Source organism: Campylobacter concisus, from assembly GCF_902460535.1.
GTDB classification, from domain to species: domain Bacteria; phylum Campylobacterota; class Campylobacteria; order Campylobacterales; family Campylobacteraceae; genus Campylobacter_A; species Campylobacter_A concisus_AS.
The window spans coordinates 86,932-103,376 of the sequence record NZ_CABPTV010000009.1 but is presented as its reverse complement, the minus strand read 5'-3'; the positions used below and the strand labels follow the sequence as shown (position 1 = coordinate 103,376).

General features: G+C 39.5%; 16 protein-coding genes. 7 read left to right on the top strand and 9 right to left on the bottom strand.

From position 1 onward, the window contains the following. The 8 genes from rimP to FZ945_RS08680 all read right to left on the bottom strand — a co-directional run bounded on the left by rimP (position 1) and on the right by FZ945_RS08680 (position 8,236). Positions 1–417 carry a ribosome maturation factor RimP gene (rimP, locus tag FZ945_RS08720; RefSeq protein WP_021089627.1) on the bottom strand — a complete coding sequence of 139 codons (417 nt, stop codon included), beginning with the start codon at positions 415–417 and terminating at the stop codon, positions 1–3. Beyond that, on the bottom strand, positions 410–775 hold the full coding sequence (rbfA, locus tag FZ945_RS08715; RefSeq protein WP_004317240.1) for a 30S ribosome-binding factor RbfA: 366 nt from the start codon (positions 773–775) through the stop codon (positions 410–412). Before rbfA ends, rimP begins: the two co-directional genes overlap by 8 nt. Beyond that, on the bottom strand, positions 772–3,429 hold the full coding sequence (gene infB / locus FZ945_RS08710) for a translation initiation factor IF-2 (protein ID WP_148803935.1): 2,658 nt from the start codon (positions 3,427–3,429) through the stop codon (positions 772–774). The genes rbfA and infB overlap by 4 nt, the downstream gene beginning before the upstream one ends. A gap of 262 nt (positions 3,430–3,691) precedes the next feature. Further along, positions 3,692–4,576 (bottom strand): homoserine kinase, encoded by an 885-nt coding sequence (gene thrB, locus FZ945_RS08700; RefSeq protein WP_148803931.1) that lies wholly within the window; start codon positions 4,574–4,576, stop codon positions 3,692–3,694. Between the two features lie 8 nt (positions 4,577–4,584). Continuing rightward, positions 4,585–4,947 (bottom strand): glycoprotease, encoded by a 363-nt coding sequence (locus tag FZ945_RS08695; protein WP_187424196.1) that lies wholly within the window; start codon positions 4,945–4,947, stop codon positions 4,585–4,587. 80 nt (positions 4,948–5,027) lie between these two features. After that, positions 5,028–5,912 (bottom strand): UDP-3-O-acyl-N-acetylglucosamine deacetylase, encoded by an 885-nt coding sequence (gene lpxC / locus FZ945_RS08690; RefSeq protein WP_103558845.1) that lies wholly within the window; start codon positions 5,910–5,912, stop codon positions 5,028–5,030. 60 nt (positions 5,913–5,972) lie between these two features. Continuing rightward, positions 5,973–7,343 carry a peptidoglycan metallopeptidase Pgp6 gene (pgp6, locus tag FZ945_RS08685; protein WP_148803927.1) on the bottom strand — a complete coding sequence of 457 codons (1,371 nt, stop codon included), beginning with the start codon at positions 7,341–7,343 and terminating at the stop codon, positions 5,973–5,975. A 62-nt stretch (positions 7,344–7,405) separates the two neighbouring features. Further along, positions 7,406–8,236, bottom strand: coding sequence for a prephenate dehydrogenase (locus tag FZ945_RS08680; protein ID WP_009294324.1), 831 nt, complete (start codon positions 8,234–8,236; stop codon positions 7,406–7,408). An 89-nt stretch (positions 8,237–8,325) separates the two neighbouring features. Between FZ945_RS08680 and bamA the strand changes: the two genes are divergently transcribed. The 7 genes from bamA (at position 8,326) to recO (ending at position 14,997) form a co-directional block, all read left to right on the top strand. Beyond that, a complete protein-coding gene (bamA, locus tag FZ945_RS08675) occupies positions 8,326–10,581 on the top strand; it encodes an outer membrane protein assembly factor BamA (RefSeq protein WP_148803925.1) in 2,256 nt (751 codons plus the stop codon). Between the two features lie 129 nt (positions 10,582–10,710). Next, entirely contained in the window at positions 10,711–11,628 is a 918-nt protein-coding gene (accD, locus tag FZ945_RS08670) for an acetyl-CoA carboxylase, carboxyltransferase subunit beta (RefSeq protein WP_148803923.1), read from the top strand. Positions 11,629–11,630: 2 nt separating this feature from the next. After that, positions 11,631–12,086, top strand: coding sequence for a 23S rRNA (pseudouridine(1915)-N(3))-methyltransferase RlmH (locus tag FZ945_RS08665; protein ID WP_148803921.1), 456 nt, complete (start codon positions 11,631–11,633; stop codon positions 12,084–12,086). Positions 12,087–12,097: 11 nt separating this feature from the next. After that, the gene (gene dksA, locus FZ945_RS08660) at positions 12,098–12,454 is read left to right on the top strand and encodes an RNA polymerase-binding protein DksA (protein WP_021085778.1); all 357 of its coding nucleotides are present in this window, start codon (positions 12,098–12,100) and stop codon (positions 12,452–12,454) included. 9 nt (positions 12,455–12,463) lie between these two features. Further along, positions 12,464–13,462 carry a uroporphyrinogen III synthase HEM4 gene (locus FZ945_RS08655; protein WP_148803919.1) on the top strand — a complete coding sequence of 333 codons (999 nt, stop codon included), beginning with the start codon at positions 12,464–12,466 and terminating at the stop codon, positions 13,460–13,462. Further along, positions 13,459–14,382, top strand: a complete 924-nt coding sequence (locus tag FZ945_RS08650) for a tRNA dihydrouridine synthase (protein WP_148803918.1) — start codon at positions 13,459–13,461, stop codon at positions 14,380–14,382. Before FZ945_RS08655 ends, FZ945_RS08650 begins: the two co-directional genes overlap by 4 nt. Next, a complete protein-coding gene (gene recO / locus FZ945_RS08645) occupies positions 14,383–14,997 on the top strand; it encodes a recombination protein RecO (protein WP_103609165.1) in 615 nt (204 codons plus the stop codon). Here the strand turns inward: recO and FZ945_RS08640 are convergent. Then, a complete protein-coding gene (locus tag FZ945_RS08640) occupies positions 14,994–16,142 on the bottom strand; it encodes a Cj0814 family flagellar-dependent secreted protein (protein WP_148803916.1) in 1,149 nt (382 codons plus the stop codon). The genes recO and FZ945_RS08640 overlap by 4 nt on opposite strands. Positions 16,143–16,445: the final 303 nt, after the last annotated feature.

Sequence of the window (16,445 nt, the reverse complement as noted above, 5' to 3'; positions counted from 1 at the left end):
TTACCACTCCAAATATGTTTTTGCTTTTTTTATCTCACTGATGTTGATCTCAAAAATTCCCTCTTCGTTTTCTACCGCGATGCTCTCTTCGTCTGCTTTTACAAGCCTTCCTGCAAATTTCTCAGCCTCGGTTTGAACTTTAACTAGCTCGCCAACGCTCGCTTTAAAATGCGAAGGCTTGCTAAGCTTTCTCTCAAGGCCAGGAGAGCTAACCTCAAGGTTATAGTCCCCACTAACTGGCGGTGTCACGTCAAAGATAGGTGAGAGCAGACGGCTCACTTTTTCGCAGTCATCAAGGCTCACTCCACCATCTTTTGTGATATAAACTCTAAAAATAGCCCTACCATTTTCATTTGCGATCTCACTGTCATAAAGCTCTACGCCGCACTCACGTACTAGTTTGTCTAAATTATCCATTTTTGTTTAAATCCTTTGAAATTTTATCAAACAACTTATCCATATGGTTTTGATACTCTAATCTATCGTCAAATTTAAAGTGAAAATTTGGACATCTATACCAGCCCTCAGCTGCCATGCAGTGGTTTTGCAAATGCCTGCAAACGCGCTTTAAATGCCCCAAAATATACTCTTGCTCGCGCTCGTCAAACATCATCTTGTCAAGATAGACAAAGGCGTCGTATCTGCCCTTTTTGCACTCGACGTCAGTAACGCAAAGCCCCTTTAAAATGCTATCTTCAAGAGTGGCTAAAGCCTCTGGTATGAGCTCTTTTAGCACGCTCTCTGTCCTCATACGCTTTATTTCGTTAGCGTTCATAGAGTAGCTTTCTCCTTGACTTCTTTGAAGCTTTCGATGTAGTCATTTTCTCTAATGTCGTTGAAATTTTCGATACCAACGCCACACTCGTAGCCTTTAGCTACCTCTTTAACGTCATCTTTAAAGCGTTTTAATGAGCTAACTAAGCCCTCATAAACGACCACACCTTCTCTAATAAGACGAATTTTTGCCCCTCTGTTTATCGTACCCTCAGTGACGATACATCCAGCGATTGCGCCTACTTTTGGCACATGGATCACTTGGCGAACCTGAGCTTGACCAAGCTGCTCTTCTCTGATGATCGGTGACATTAGTCCGCCCAAAATCGCCTTCACATCGTCGATTAGGTTATAAATAACGTTGTAAGTTTTTATCTCGACGCCGCTCTCTTTTGCCTTCTCTTTTATCTCGCCAGTTGGCCTTATGTTAAAGCCAAGGATGATGCAGTCGTTACTTGCACCTGCAAGCGCAACGTCACTTTGCGTGATACCGCCAACGCCTGAGTGGATGACATTTACTCTGATCTCGTCATTTGCTAGTTTTTCTAGGCTCGCTTTTAGCGCCTCGAGTGATCCGCCAACGTCAGCTTTGATGATGACTGGAAGTGTCTTTAGCTCGCCCTCAGCGATCTTAGCGCTAAGCTCATCAATACTAACCTTTGTGCTCTTACTAAGCTCTTTTTGACGGATATATTCAGCCTTTTTTTGTGCATATTCGCGAGCCTCTTTATCAGTTTTTACGCCTATTAATGTCTCGCCAGCCTCTGCTATCTCGCTAAGGCCTACTATGACGCCACATTCGCCTGGCTTTATCTCTTTTAATGGCCTACCCTGATCATCAAGCAAGCTTCTTATCTTGCCATACGCAACGCCAGCTACGACAGTGTCTCCGACATGAAGCGTGCCATTTTCAACAATAATGGTAGCTACTGGACCACGGCCCTTTTGAAGTGAGCTCTCGATGACAGTAGCCTTTGCGTTTGCCTTTGGATTTGCCTTTAGCTCCAAAAGATCAGCTTGCAAAAGCACGATCTCAAGTAGATCATCTATGCCCATGCCTGTTTTTGCAGATATTGGTACAAATTCATACTTACCGCCCCACTCTGTTGGCATGATGTCAAGCTCAGCAAGGCCTGTTTTTACTAGATCAGGATTTGCTGACTCTTTATCCATTTTATTTATTGCGATGATTATTGGCACGCCAGCGGCTTTTGCGTGGCTAACTGCCTCTTTTGTCTGTGGTTTTACGCCGTCATCTGCTGCAACAACGATGATAACTATATCAGTTACGCCAGCGCCCCTTGCACGCATAGCCGTAAATGCTTCGTGGCCTGGAGTGTCGATAAATGTGATGTTTTTGCCGTTTTTATTTACCATATAAGCGCCCACGTGCTGAGTGATGCCACCAGCCTCGCCTGCTGCTACGCGAGACTTTCTTATGTAGTCAAGTAGCGAGGTTTTGCCGTGGTCTACGTGACCCATGATGGTTATAACTGGCGCTCTTGGCTGGAGATTTTCATCATCTTTTATCTCCTCTTCATAGGCTGCAACGTAGTCAAATTCTTTTTGATCATCGATGATATTTACCTCGACATTAAACTCATCAGCCAAAATTTCTATCGCATCTTCATCCAAAAAGTCGTTTTTAGTTGTCATCATACCGAGCATAAATAGCTTGCCTATGACCTCGCTAGGCTGTTTGTTTAGCTTTTCAGCAAATTCGTAAACGCGAATTTCTTTTGGGATATTTATAGAAGTTACAGCTTCATTATTTTGCTTGTTTTCAGGCTTTTTATGTTTTTTTCTAGCTCTTCTTTGTATGCCGCCTTCGCCAAATGAATTTATCGTGTTATTAACAGTTGTTTTCATCGCATTTGGCTGTTTTGTCCTTTGCATAGGAGCTGGTGCTGGTGTTTTGAAGCTAAAATCAGGCAATACAACCACATCTTCATCTTCAAGCACGATGTCGCCAAAGTCGCTTCCGCCAAGCAAGTCCATCTTCTCGGCACTATCTTTTTTGCTTACAACTGTTATCTTTTTCTCTTTTTTCTTTTTTCTAGCCAAATTTTCATCGCTAGCAGAGAACATACTCTTAAAATCACTAATGTTAGTAACAGCCGCCTCAGCCTTTTTCTCCTCTTTTACCGGGGCTGGCGCCTCGAAATCTTTTTTCTTTTTAACTATCACAAGGCCGCGTCTTTTTTGGGTCACATCAGCCAAGCTCTCTTTTGGTTTTGGCGCTTCAGCTGGCTTTTGCTCAACCTTTACAGGCTCTTCTTTTTTAGGCTCGGCTTTAGGTTTTACCTCTGAAATTTGCGCCTCTTTTTTAGGCTCGGCTTTTGCCTTTTCGGGTTTTGGCTCAGACTTAGTAGCTGCCTTTTTAGGCTCGGCTTTAGGTTTTTCTTCTTTTTTAGCAGGCTCTTTTTCCGCCTCTTTTTTAGGCTCTTTTTTTGCTTTTGGCTCGCTCTTTTTCTTTTTAAATTTCTCTGGTATGACGCCAGTTTGAACGTATTCATATATTGCTTCAGCCTCTTCAAGGCTCACAGCATTTGAGTGAGTTTTGACCTTTAGGCCTAGTTCTTGAGCTTTTTCGACTATCTCTTTACTTGGGTAGCCAAGCTCATTTGCGATCTCTGAAATCCTAACATTGCTCATTTAAGAGTATCTCCTTTAACTTCGGTGCGTCAAGTCCGAGGGCACCTTTAGTTTGTTTATCAATTATTTTTTTTAAAATTTTGTCGTCTTTTTGCAAACAGCCATCACACAGATAGAAACTGCGACCATTTCCTTTGCCGCACCCCAAATTCTTGCCTACCAAGCGGTATCTTTTTAGCAAGTTTTGAGAAAATTTAACTTTGCAAGCGACGCATGTCCTTACTGGATTATTTTTATTCATTATACCTTTTTAAACTTGTTTTTAGCTTTGCGTAATTTCGTATCCATCGTTATCAAATGAAAAAATTTCAACTCTAAAATCACCAAATTTACTCTTTAAAACATCTTGTAAATTTTTAGCATCATCTTTGTAAGCGATGTTTAAAAAGCTTGAGCCTGAGCCTGAAAGCGTGCTCATTAACGCGCCATTTTCATAAGCTACTTTTCGCACCTCAAAAAGCTCTTCTAAAGCGCTCATTCTGCGCTCTTCGTGCATCATATCTTCACTTGCTATCCTCAAAAGATCGTACCTTTTTTCATAAAAACAAGATGTTAAAAATGCAGCGTGAGAGAGGTTATTTACGCACTCTTTCATGGTATAGTTTTTTGGTAAAATTTGTCTTGATGATGCCGTGCTCATCGGCTTATTTGGGATGACAACAAGCGCTTTTATATCATCGCTTAAATTTATTTTATTTGCATAAACATTGCCATTTTTTACGATAGCACTTATAAATCCGCCATGAACTGCTGGCGAGATATTATCTGGGTGGGTTTCATAGATGATCGCTTTATTTAAAACGACGCTTTTACTAGCCTTAAATCCAGCCATCTCGTAGGCTGAAGCTATAGCTCCGACGATCACTGCGGAGCTGCTACCAAGCCCTCTTGAAAATGGGATATTGTTTTCAAAAACTACTCTAAAATTTTCATTTTTTCCAGTTAACTCTAAAAAAATTTCATTAAAAATGCTTAGAAAAATGTTGTTTCTTTTTAAATTTACACTATCGCTTCCCTCGCCATTTATCGAGACCGAGCTAAATTTAGATGGTTCGATCTTTACGCTATTAAAAAGCTTTAAACTAAGCCCCAAAGCGTCAAAACCTGGTCCTAAATTTGCACTTGTGGCAGGGATTAAGATATTCAAATTTTCTCCTAAACAGCTTGGATGATATAATCCGGAAGTGTATCTGAATTTAGTTTTAATTCATCTAAATTTAAAGGCAACACAAATCTCACAGGCTCAACTTTTTCAAGTGAAATTTCGCCCTCTTTTAGCACAAAACTTAAATTTTTGTTTGCCCTGATCGCTTGGGAGCCATTTAGACTAAAGCCGCTAACTGCGTAAAACTCGCAGCCCTTTGCCAAAGAGAAAGTTTTTAAGATGACGTAGGCCACCTTTAGTCCCATAAAGCTGCCAGGCGTGTTTGCGTAGATGATCTTTGTGATGTTAAATTTAGAGGATAAATTTTCTAGGATTTTTATTAAAGCTTCGCTGACATGCTCGTCAGTTGTGATCTCATCAAATTTTACGCCATCTTTATAGACTCCAACTAAAAGTGGAGTCGATAAAGAGACTACTAAAATTTCAATATTTTTTATGCAAATACCTTTTGATACTCTTTTAAAAGCTCGCCACTAAGCGTTGCGATCTCGTAATTTTTCTCATCTGCCATTAAAGCAAGTGTTAGTTTGTGGTTTAGATCATGACTACCCGCAAATGCTGTGTAGTCACCAAGCAATGGTGCTCCAAGCAAGCTTAAGTCGCCAACTGCGTCTAAAATTTTATGTCTTACAAACTCATTTTCAAACCTAAGCCCTTCTGGGTTTAAAATATGTGTATCATCGATAGCCACGGCATTATCTAGCGATGCACCAAGGGCTAAATTTTGAGCTTGCAAGCGCTGCAAATCTTTTAAAAAGCCAAAAGTTCTAGCACGAGCGATATTTTTTACAAATGAGCTCTTGCTAAATTCAAAAACATATCTTTGCTCGCCAATAACTGGGTGGTCAAATTTGATCGTATAGTCAAATTTTGGATTTCTTGAAGGCGAAGTTCGTACAAATTTTGACCCCTCGATCACCTCGACTTCGCGGCGGACAAGTATCACCTTTTTGCCAGCGTCAAGGTATCTTATGCCAGCTTCATCAAGTAGCATACAAAAGCTTATCGCACTGCCGTCCATGACAGGAATTTCGTTTGCATCAACTGAAATTCTAATATTATCAATGCCGTATCCATTTACAGCTGCCATTAGGTGCTCTATCGTGCTGATAAAGCCCTTTTCGTTGCCAACGACGGTTGCCATTTGCGTATTTATAACGTTTTTAGGCTCGGCTTTAAAACTAATACCAAGATCTTCGCGGTGCAAAATAATGCCTGAATTTGCATCAAGAGGTTCTAGTATAAGTCTTATCGGCTCACCCTTGTGAAGCCCTATACCAACGGTCTCAACGCGTCTTGCAATAGTAGTTTGTTTCAAAAATTTTCCTTATATTTTTTAATCCGCTTATAATAGCACTAAAATGCCAATTTTGCAAATTTAGTTCTTATCTATCATCGCCTTGGCGGCGTCTAGCACACTTGTCACGTTGTCTTTTACCCACTTTTTATCCATCCACTGCTGAGGCCTCACCTCTTCACCTTGGACCAAAATTCCAAAATGCAGATGATCTCCAAGCGCAAGACCGCTAGTTCCAGTGGTGCCTATCTGATCGCCAGCAGCGACCATATCGCCCTCTTTTACCCTAGCGCTTGAGCAGTGTCCATAAAGCGAGTAAAGCCCAAATCCATGGTCAATCACGATATTTAAGCCATAAATTCCATTTTCAGAGGCAAGCACGACGCGGCCTGCGTTGCTAGCTATAATCGGAGCTGCTGCCACACTAGCAAAATCTATTCCCATATGCCATGACTCGCTTACTTGCTCGTTATTGTACGTGTAGTAGCGGTGATCAGCAAAGTCAGCTACCTTTTTGCCATTTCTTAGCGGATAAAATGGAGTCACACTAAAGCCAGTTAGCGTCTCATCGCCAGGGCTTGAAGTAAGAGCTGCGATCTTTTCTTCGTTTGAGTTTCTAAGCGTTTCATTGACAAATCTCATCTTTTCAAGCCTTGAAAGAGCGCTTGGATCTTTTGCGTATTGATCAGTTAGATCAACTATCTTGCCATCTAAAAATTTATCATTTAGCGCAATCGTTGAAGTTTTATACTTTACATTTTCATAAAAGTATCTCACGTGAGACTTACTCTCGTTGCCCGCAAAGTCCCTAGCAATGACCTCTGCGCTAAAATTTTCAACCTGCACAGGCCAAGCAACAAGCGCTGCATAAAATCCCTCTTTATAAAACGGCACTGCCTTAAATTTCTTACCAAAATTTGTCTGGACATAAACCTCTTTTAGTTGATTATCAGTCGCTCTAAAAACGACAACTGCACTACCGCCTTTTGAGATAGAGTAAGACTGAGAAAGCACGTAAAGATCAGGCTTTGATGTATCAAGTACGACTTCAACTTTTTTGCTTGCTTTATTGCCAGTAAAAAAGCCCCATTTACTAGTATCGACCGCTTCTATACTCATCTCATAAGTGTCTTTTTGAGCAAAAAATCCAGTCTTTGGGAAGGTTAAATTTACATCAAGCTCAGTGCTTGGATTTTGTATGATTTGATTTAGTAAATTTAGGTCATTTTTGCCGTCATTTATGCTAATGCGCACAAATTTTATGCCGCTGTCATCTTTAAATTTGATATTCATAGGCGAGCGAAGGTTCCAATAAACCTTATCAGCAACGCCGATGATTGGCTCGTTTCGCTCAAAGTCTTTCGACATCAAAGCATAACCAAAGCCACCAGCCAATATCAAAACAAGTAAAACTACAACAATGCCAAAACCACCTATTCCACGTCTATACATAATATTATTACCTTAAATTTTATTTGCGAAATTTTACATATAATCAATAAATTTTTAGTTAATTACAAAATTTCTCTTACAGCTCTAGCTTCGCTCATCCAATCAAAAAGTTCATCCCAGCGCTCGTCTTTTATAAGATCTTTACATAAATTTAGCTCTTTTTCAAACATATTTATCGCGGCAACGACATTATTTTTATTTTGCTTAAAGATATCGCTCCACATAAATGGCGAGCTCTTTGCAACACGTATCATACCCTTAAATGTCGGTCCGCCAAGTGCAACGATGTGCCTTTTATCCTCTTCTTTTAAGATCCCGCTAGCAAGCGAAAATGCAATAGCGTGAGGCAGATGCGAGATGAGACCCACGTGATGATCATGCTCTTTTGCACTCATGAAAATGATCTTCATGCCAAGGCAAGAAAATAGCTCAACGCTTCTTTTTACGTGCTTTTCTGCGCTCTCAGCAAAGTCGCAAACTATGACAGTTGCGCCTGTGTAAAGTGACTTAAAGGCAGCTTCTGGACCAGAGTACTCAGTACCTGCCATCGGGTGAGCTGGTATGAAATTTTTACGAATTTTTTCTGGCACAGCTTCTATTATCTTTTGCTTTGTCGAGCCAAAGTCGATGATCGTCGTATCTTCACTAATGTCAGTTAAATTTTGCACAATGCTTACGATAGCTTCTACTGGAACAGCCAAAAAGATGATGTCACACTTCTTTTTCATCTCATCAATGCTTAAAATTTCATGCACCAAGCCAAGTTCTAGCGCTTTTTTGCTGTGATTTTCATCTTTATCATATCCGCTAACACATGAGATCAATTTTTCATCTTTTAGTGCAAGACCAAGCGAGCCACCCATAAGACCAAGTCCGATGATACCTATTTTCATAAAAAACCTTTAAAATTATAAAATTTAAATTTTTTAAAAATAAAATATGATATTATACGCACTTATACTAAAACTCTAGGTTAAATTTAATGAAAAAGAAATTATTTTTACTAGCACTAGCTTTAAGCGGTCTAAATGCGCAAACGATTCAGTCAATAAATTTCAAAGGTCTAATACACCTTTCACCTGATGTAGCCACACAGATAATGGGGCTAAAAGTCGGTCAAGAGCTAACTCCAAAGCTTAGCGATAAGGCCATCACAAATTTATACAAGCAAAATTATTTTGATGATATCTACATAGAAGATACAGGTAGTGGCAATCTTTTAGTAAAAGTAAAAGAGAAGCCAAGTGTTGCTAGAGTCGATCTAAAGGGTGTTGTGACAAACGACAAAACTGCGATCGAATCGCTAATCAACATAAAACCTGGCAATATGTATGATGAGCTAACTATCGAAAAAACAAAAGAGAGAATTCGCCAGTACTACGAGTCAAAAGGCTACTTTGACACAGTTGTCGACGTAGAAAAACAGCCAGTTGCAGACAATGACAGCTCACTTTTCATCACTCTAAACATCAACCGCGGCGAAAATATGATAATCAAAAAGGTAAATTTAGTCGGCGCAAAAGAATTTGACTATGACGATATCGAGCCAGTAGTTGCAAACAAAAGTAGAGAATTTATGGGCTGGCTTTGGGGCAGAAACGACGGAAAAGTTAAACTTTTTGAGCTTGAAAACGACCCAGCAAGGATTCAAGATAAATATTTTCAAAAAGGCTATTTAGACGCGACTGTTTCGTCACCTTACCTAAATGCGTCATTTGATAACTACACAGCTGATCTTACATACTACATCCACGAGGGCGAGCCTTATAAGGTTTCAAATGTAAGCATCACAGCGCCTGAAGAGCTAGAGCTTGACACTAAAAAGATCATAAACGACTTTAGACTTGAAGCTGGCGATACAATGAACTCAGCAAGACTTCGCCAAGATATGAAGAAGCTTGACGATATGGTTGCTGACAAGGGTTATGCATTTGTCAAAGTCTATCCAAAGACTAATAAATTTGATGAAAATAAAACAGTTGATATCGACTACGAAGTAGATCCTGGCGAAAAAGTATATATAAGAAATGTTCAAATTTCAGGAAACGACAGAACAGTTGATCGTGTCGTAAGACGTGAGCTATATCTAACTGAGGGAAATTTATATAGTAGAACCGACCTTCAAGACTCAAAAGATGCATTAAAAAGAACAAGCTACTTTGACGATGTCGAGATAGAAGAAGATCCAGTTGATAAAAACACAGTCGATCTAAAAGTAAAAGTAAAAGAGGCTTCAACTGGCTCTATAAGCGGCGGTATCGGATACGGAAGTAGCGATGGCTTGCTACTTAACGCTGCACTTTCTGACACAAACATCTTTGGCTCTGGCTTTCAAGGACAAGTAAGCGTTGATAAGAGCGATAGAGAGCTTTCTGGTCAGATAAGTCTTACAAATCCAAGAATTTTTGACTCAGAGTATAGCCTTGGCGGAACGCTCTACGCAAACGACTATGACTGGAGAACATATAAAGAGAGAAGTTACGGCTTTAGCACAACACTTGGTAGAAAATTAACTAGAAATTTAAGCGCATCACTTACTTATAATATCGAGCAAAGTAAAGTTACTCTAAAAGATGACGAACTAAGAAATATAAATAAAGACACAGGAAAAGAAATTTATAGAGAAGGTAAGGCTATAAAAAGCGCTATAACTCCAGCTTTAACATATAATAGCACTGATGATTACTACTTGCCAAGACGTGGTATCATAGCTAGTACATCATTTGAGATAGCAGGACTTGGTGGTGATATGGATTTTGTTAAAAACCGCACAAATTTCAACTACTATCTAGGTCTTAGAGAGTACATAGACTACGATCTTATCCTAAGATACAAAGCAAGTTTTGGCAAAATTTGGGAGAGAGGCTATACTCCTATCAACGAAAGACTTTACCTTGGTGGTATAAGAAGCTTACGTGGCTATGAGAGCAGAACTGTATCTCCAAAAGTAAAATATAAAGGCGACTACTATGAATACGGCGGCGAGACTTCATTTAACAACTCAGTTGAGATGAGCTTCCCTATAATAGAGCGTGTCAAAATGCGTGGCGTTGTATTTTATGACTATGGTATGATCGGCGAAAATAGTCTAAATGAGATAAAAAGATCATCAGTTGGCACAGGTATCGAGTGGATAACACCTATCGGACCACTTCAACTAATCTTCGCAAAAGCTCTTAAACCTAAAGAGGGCGACGATACAAATACATTTGAATTTACTATCGGAAGACGCTTCTAATAAGATACTTTTAAGGGGCTAGTTTGCCCCTTAAATCCCCCACAAACAAACAAACTTTAAGTCATATAAGAAAAAGCAAGGCTAACATTAGATATAATCCCACAATTTTTAATATAAGTGGGTAAAAAGATGAATTTCTCAGACATTTTTTCAAAGATAAGAAAAGCTCAACCTCGTCCAGAAGAAGCACCTACACACTGGGTAAAATGCGACAACTGTCACTCACTGATGTATTACAAAGAAGTTGAAGCTTGTTTTAATGTATGCCCAAAATGCGGCTACCACATGAGATTAAAAGCTGATGATCGCATAAATTTGATCTGCGATGAAGGTAGCTTTGTAGAATTTGACGCAAATTTAAAACCAGTAGATCCTTTAAATTTTGTCGATAAAAAATCATACAAAAAAAGAATCACAGAAAATAAAGAAAAAACAGGACGCACGAGCTCAGTGATATGTGGCGAAGGCAAATGCAATGGACAAGAGATCCAGCTAGTTGTTTTTGACTTTGGCTTCATGGGCGGCTCACTAGCTTCAGTTGAGGGCGAAAAGATCGTAAGAGCGATAAAACGCGCGATCGAAAAACGCCAAGCCTTAATCATCGTAAGTGCATCTGGTGGCGCTAGAATGCAAGAGAGCACATTTTCTTTGATGCAGATGTCAAAGACTTCAGCAGCCCTAAAACTTCTTGATGAAGCAAGGCTTCCATATATTTCTATACTTACAGATCCTACGATGGGCGGCGTTAGTGCATCATTTGCATGGCTTGGAGATCTAATAATCGCTGAACCTGGCGCACTAATAGGCTTTGCAGGACAAAGGGTCATCAAACAAACCATAGGTGCTGATCTTCCAGAGGGCTTTCAAAGGGCTGAATTTTTACTTGAGCATGGCCTCATAGATGACATCGTGCCAAGAAGCGAATACAAAAAATATATAAGTGATATGGTTAAATTTCTTACAAATAACAAAGCTATGATCCCTAAAAGCGAAGTGACTACTCCGAGCGAAACTAGCTTTGAGCTAAAGCTAAAAACCAAAGGGTAAGTTTGGAAATTTCGGTTTTTAGCATTCAAAAATCATCGCGTGACAACTTTGAAAACGAGATACAAGAATATATAAAAATGAGTGCAAAATTTGCCAAGATAAACAACAAAATAATATTTAATGAAAAGATAGCAAAGGCTCAAAGCAGTGGCAGAAGCGATGCACTAAGGGCTTATGATGAAATTTACGAGCCAAATTTAAAAGGCTTTTGTGTGATGCTTGATGAAAATGGCTCACAGCTTGACAGCCAAGAATTTGCTCAAATTTTAAACTCAAATTCACAGATCAATTTTTTCATAGGTGGAGCTTATGGGCTTAGCCAAAATTTAAAAAACAAGGCACAAAAAGTTGTAAGCTTAAGCAAGATGACTATGGCGCACAAAGTCGCCAAGCTCGTACTTTTTGAGCAAATTTTTAGAGGGCTTTGCATAAATGCAAACCACCCATATCACAAATAAAGGAATATAAAATGACTCAAAACGAGCTAAATTTTTTCAAAAAACTACTTGAAGATAGAAAGCTACAAATCAAAAAAAATATTTATGACTCATCAGTTGAAGTAAGTGGCCTAAGAGATAGCGGCGTGAGCGATGAATTTGACATCGCTTCAGTAAATACCGACCAGCTTATAGAGCAGTCTATATCAACCCAGCAAAGAGCCGAGCTTCACGAGATCGACGAGGCGCTTGAAAAGATAGCAAACAAGACTTATGGAATTTGTGACATGTGCGAAGAGGAGATCGGCGTCCCTCGCCTAAAAGTAAAACCGCATGCAAAATACTGCATAGCTTGTCGTGAGATAATAGAAAAAACAGCAAAAAACTAAGGAGAAAATATGAAAACCAGAAAATTTCTCGTCTACTGCATCATCTACACAGCAGTTGTTGCAGGACTTACCTATTCTCTTAATAGTTCAGACTTCACCTTTGAGCTCTTAGGTCAAGCCATAACCTTGCCAGTAGCTGTCTGGGTGGCACTTCCAGTGGCCGTTTTGGCGCTCCTTGCCCTACTTCACATCGCATATCACGGATACGCCTTTTATAGATATAAAAAATGGATAAAAAAAGATAGCCAACTCTACAAAGACCTTGCAAAAGAGACGCTTCTTGGCTTTGAGAGCAACAAAGACTTCAAAACCGATACTTACAAGATCGCCTCACAGCTCACACGCTCTATCTCACCAGTAGGCGAGCTTAAAGATGTTGGTGTTGATGACGGCGAGATAAACAATATCTTACAAACCATAAAAAGCATAAAAAACAAAGAGATCGTCGATCTAAAGAAATTTAGACTAGCAAAAGATAGCAAGCTAAACATCCTAAACGAGCTAAACAAGATCGAGCAGCTGCCGACTTACTATCTTGACGTGCTTAAAAACCAAGAGCAAAACGAGAGCCTTAAAAAGGCAGCCTTCGATAAGCTCATAAAAACAGCTTCATTTAGCGAGATTAAAAAAATCGATCCAGAGCTAGCAAGCGAAGATATAATGACCATTATCACGCGTTTTGTAAATGATGAGATCGACCTAAGTAGCGATGAAATTTTCGATCTTTTAAATAATGCAAAAGTAACAAAAGCACAATACGACAAAGCAGCCATAATGCTTAAAAATAAACTAAAACCAGACGCATTTATCGGCATCTTTGAGAAGCTAAAAAGCATCCATGCTGACGCTGATGAAGCCTACGTATATGCGCTATTTGAGCTTCAGATGCTTGATAAAGTAAGAGAAGCTATCGAGGGTAGCGACCCTGATGAGTTTAAAGAGATAAAGGTTTTACTATTTTTGCGAGATAACGGCAAAATGGTGCCTAGTTCGCTATTTTTTAAATGATAGACTTTAGTAAAAAGCCACTTTTCTTAGCGCCACTTGCTGGCTTTTCTGACCTGCCGTTACGAAGCGTCGTCAAGAAATTTGGCTGCGACGTCACTGTTAGCGAGATGATCAGCGCAAATGCCTTGGTCTATGAGAGCAGTGACAAAACTCTTGAAATGCTTAAAAAATCCCCAAACGAAGAGCCCTACGTCGTCCAAATAGCTGGTAGCGACATAGAAAATATAAAAAAAGCCGTGCAGATAGTCAATAAATTTGATGGAATTTATGGGCTCGATCTAAACTGTGGCTGCCCTGTGCCAAAGGTCGTTAGGCAAGGCGCGGGGTCGGCTTTGCTAAACGACCTAGACAAACTTCAAAGCATAATCGAAGCCGTAAAAAGCGTCTCAAACAAAGAGAGCCTAAGCATTAAATTTAGACTTGGTTTTAACGACAAAAATGAAGAAAAGATCGCAAAGGCCTGCGAAGAAGCCGGCGCAAACTACATCGCAGTGCATGGTCGCACCAGAGCTGGTGGATACACTGCAAAGGTTGATTACGAAGCGATCGCTAGAGTAAAGGCGAGCGTGAAAATCCCAGTCGTTGCAAATGGCGACATAAACGCGCAAAATGCAGATGAAATTTTAAATCTCACAAAATGCGACGCCCTAATGATCGGCAGAGCAAGCATCGGCAACCCTTGGATATTTCACGAGATAAAGACCAAAAGTAGCGTGGATAAGACGCTAAAACAAGAGATCATCCTAGCTCACTTCGACGCTATGATCGAGCACTACGGCGAGCACGGACTTTGCATATTTAGAAAGCACCTCCACCAATACAGCAAGGGCATAGATGGCGCAACAACCTTTAGAAACGATATAAATTTCATCAAAGACGCCCGCGTGATGAGAGAGCGCATAAGGGAGTTTTTTGCCTAGATGCAAGGCTACATCCTGCGCGTGCAAAAGGTCAGAGACGAGGACCTTTTAGTCTTTGTGCTAACGCCAAATTTGCTCGTAAAGTCATATAGATTTTTTGGCGCTCGCCACTCAAACATCATGACTGGCTACAAGATCGACTTTGAGCTCGAGCAAGAGGCGAAATTTCTACCAAAGCTTAGAAGCATACTTCACCTTGGCTTTAAATGGCTGTTAGAGCGTGACAAACTCATCATTTGGCAGCAGTTTATGCGCCTACTTTATGATCATCTAAAAGAGGTCGAGCAGCTCGATGAAATTTACTTTAACGAGCTTGATCGCTGCGCCAAACAGATGCAGCTGCAAAACCCAAAACGCCTTATCATCGAAAGCTACGTCAAAATTTTAGAGTATGAGGGCAGGCTTCACAGCGAGCTTGAATGCTTTATCTGCGACGAGGAGATAGAAAGTGAGCTTTGCTTAACTCGTGGCTTTTTACCATCTCACAAGCACTGCCTTGATAGGAGCGAATTTGACGCTGGCAAGATCAAAAATTTGTTTGACACAAAAAGCACGATCGAGCTAAACGACGATGAGATAAACCGCCTTTATAAAATTTTACTTGATGGGCTTTAGGCTTTTACCTTCATCCTCTCATCAAATTCTTTTAAAACATCCATTATCTTACTTGCTAGCCCCTCAAGCGTTTGATCTTTTTTAAGCTCTAAATTTCTAAGCTTTAAAATCCTAGCTAGTATATCTTTTAGATCTTTTTTGCCAGATAGTATCTCATCATAATAAGCCTTTGGTATGCCTATCTCACTTCTATCTTGTTTTGTAATTATTTCATAGTTTTTATACACACTAAGAGCCTCGTCGGTTATCCTTGTTGTGCCACCTTGTAGCACAAGACCTTGCTCGTTTTTCAAAAATGCTACAAAGATTTGCTCCTTTGTATAGCCTTGTTCATTGTCATATACAGACATATCAGGTTTAAAGTCATATCCAGCACTACTAACCCACATATAAGGGATAGTATGCTCAGTTGTCATAACTTCTGGAGAGAAGTCAAGGAAATTTCCATTGACTTCTACATTTATATCACTTAGATCATTTATTAGCTTGCGTGCATTCTCTACGTCTTGAGTTGTTCTAAAGATATGAGTTACCTTTTCATTGCTTCTATCGGTTAGTCCATCTAGCTCATCGCTAGTCATCCTACCCATTAGGTATTCAACATGCTCTATTTTTTTATCTTTTGAAAAGTAGCCCTTTGGCATCTTTGCTAGATCTTCATTTGAGTAAAATTCTTTACCCTTGCTAATAACTCCAGCTGAAATTTGATCAAAAATTTTATAGTATTGCTTTATTGTGTCTGCTAGATCGATATTTGCAAAGCTATCCTCTCCAAATAGCACATTATCTTTTTTTGTATTCATTGAAAAATTTGTAAAGTTTGGGTGTTTTTGATTGTGCAGCACTATCGCATCAAGTGTGCTTTTGTGGATTTTAAATTCTTGTGGCAAGCCTGCTGCTTTGTTAAAGTCAGCTCCCATAAATCCTTTAGCATCTACACTATATCCATAGCCCTCTTGTGAAGTAAATTTGGCCTGATAAAGAGAGTCGATAGCGCTAGATGAAACAAAGTCATTTTTAGGAATAGTGGTTTGGCTGATCGAATTTATATTTGGAGTGTTAGGCAAGAAATTTGCAAAGCCTTCGTTTTTTGTCTGTTTTTGGTAGTGCTGTTTTGTTAAGATGGAGTTATAAGAGACTTTCATAGCTTACTCCTTGAAATTTAGCTTCAAAGAGTAAGCAAAAGTTGTGCCGAAAAATTTTTATCAACAGGGGAGCATTTTGTGTAGAGAGAAGTCATATATAAACTAAATTGTTGAAAGGTCGATTTAAACAAAGAGAGATTTTACTCAAATAAATTTTTTGAGAAGTCACTAGGTAGTTTAAAACTTACTAAGGATAGTAAAATGCAAATTTCTAGCTCGCCGTATCCTTATCTGTCTAGAGAACACATAGCTAGTGAGATGGGCTTTAAATTTAACGATATAAACGAGATCCTTGATAACAAT

Bases quoted from the DNA above. Each gene is read 5' to 3' on its own strand.
- infB (WP_148803935.1), bottom strand. From the start codon at position 3,429: ATGAGCAATGTTAGGATTTCAGAGATCGCAAATGAGCTTGGCTACCCA.
- bamA (WP_148803925.1), top strand. From the start codon at position 8,326: ATGAAAAAGAAATTATTTTTACTAGCACTAGCTTTAAGCGGTCTAAAT.
- rbfA (WP_004317240.1), bottom strand. From the start codon at position 775: ATGAACGCTAACGAAATAAAGCGTATGAGGACAGAGAGCGTGCTAAAA.
- pgp6 (WP_148803927.1), bottom strand. From the start codon at position 7,343: ATGTATAGACGTGGAATAGGTGGTTTTGGCATTGTTGTAGTTTTACTT.
- FZ945_RS08680 (WP_009294324.1), bottom strand. From the start codon at position 8,236: ATGAAAATAGGTATCATCGGACTTGGTCTTATGGGTGGCTCGCTTGGT.
- rimP (WP_021089627.1), bottom strand. From the start codon at position 417: ATGGATAATTTAGACAAACTAGTACGTGAGTGCGGCGTAGAGCTTTAT.
- dksA (WP_021085778.1), top strand. From the start codon at position 12,098: ATGACTCAAAACGAGCTAAATTTTTTCAAAAAACTACTTGAAGATAGA.
- accD (WP_148803923.1), top strand. From the start codon at position 10,711: ATGAATTTCTCAGACATTTTTTCAAAGATAAGAAAAGCTCAACCTCGT.
- FZ945_RS08650 (WP_148803918.1), top strand. From the start codon at position 13,459: ATGATAGACTTTAGTAAAAAGCCACTTTTCTTAGCGCCACTTGCTGGC.
- FZ945_RS08640 (WP_148803916.1), bottom strand. From the start codon at position 16,142: ATGAAAGTCTCTTATAACTCCATCTTAACAAAACAGCACTACCAAAAA.
- recO (WP_103609165.1), top strand. From the start codon at position 14,383: ATGCAAGGCTACATCCTGCGCGTGCAAAAGGTCAGAGACGAGGACCTT.
- FZ945_RS08655 (WP_148803919.1), top strand. From the start codon at position 12,464: ATGAAAACCAGAAAATTTCTCGTCTACTGCATCATCTACACAGCAGTT.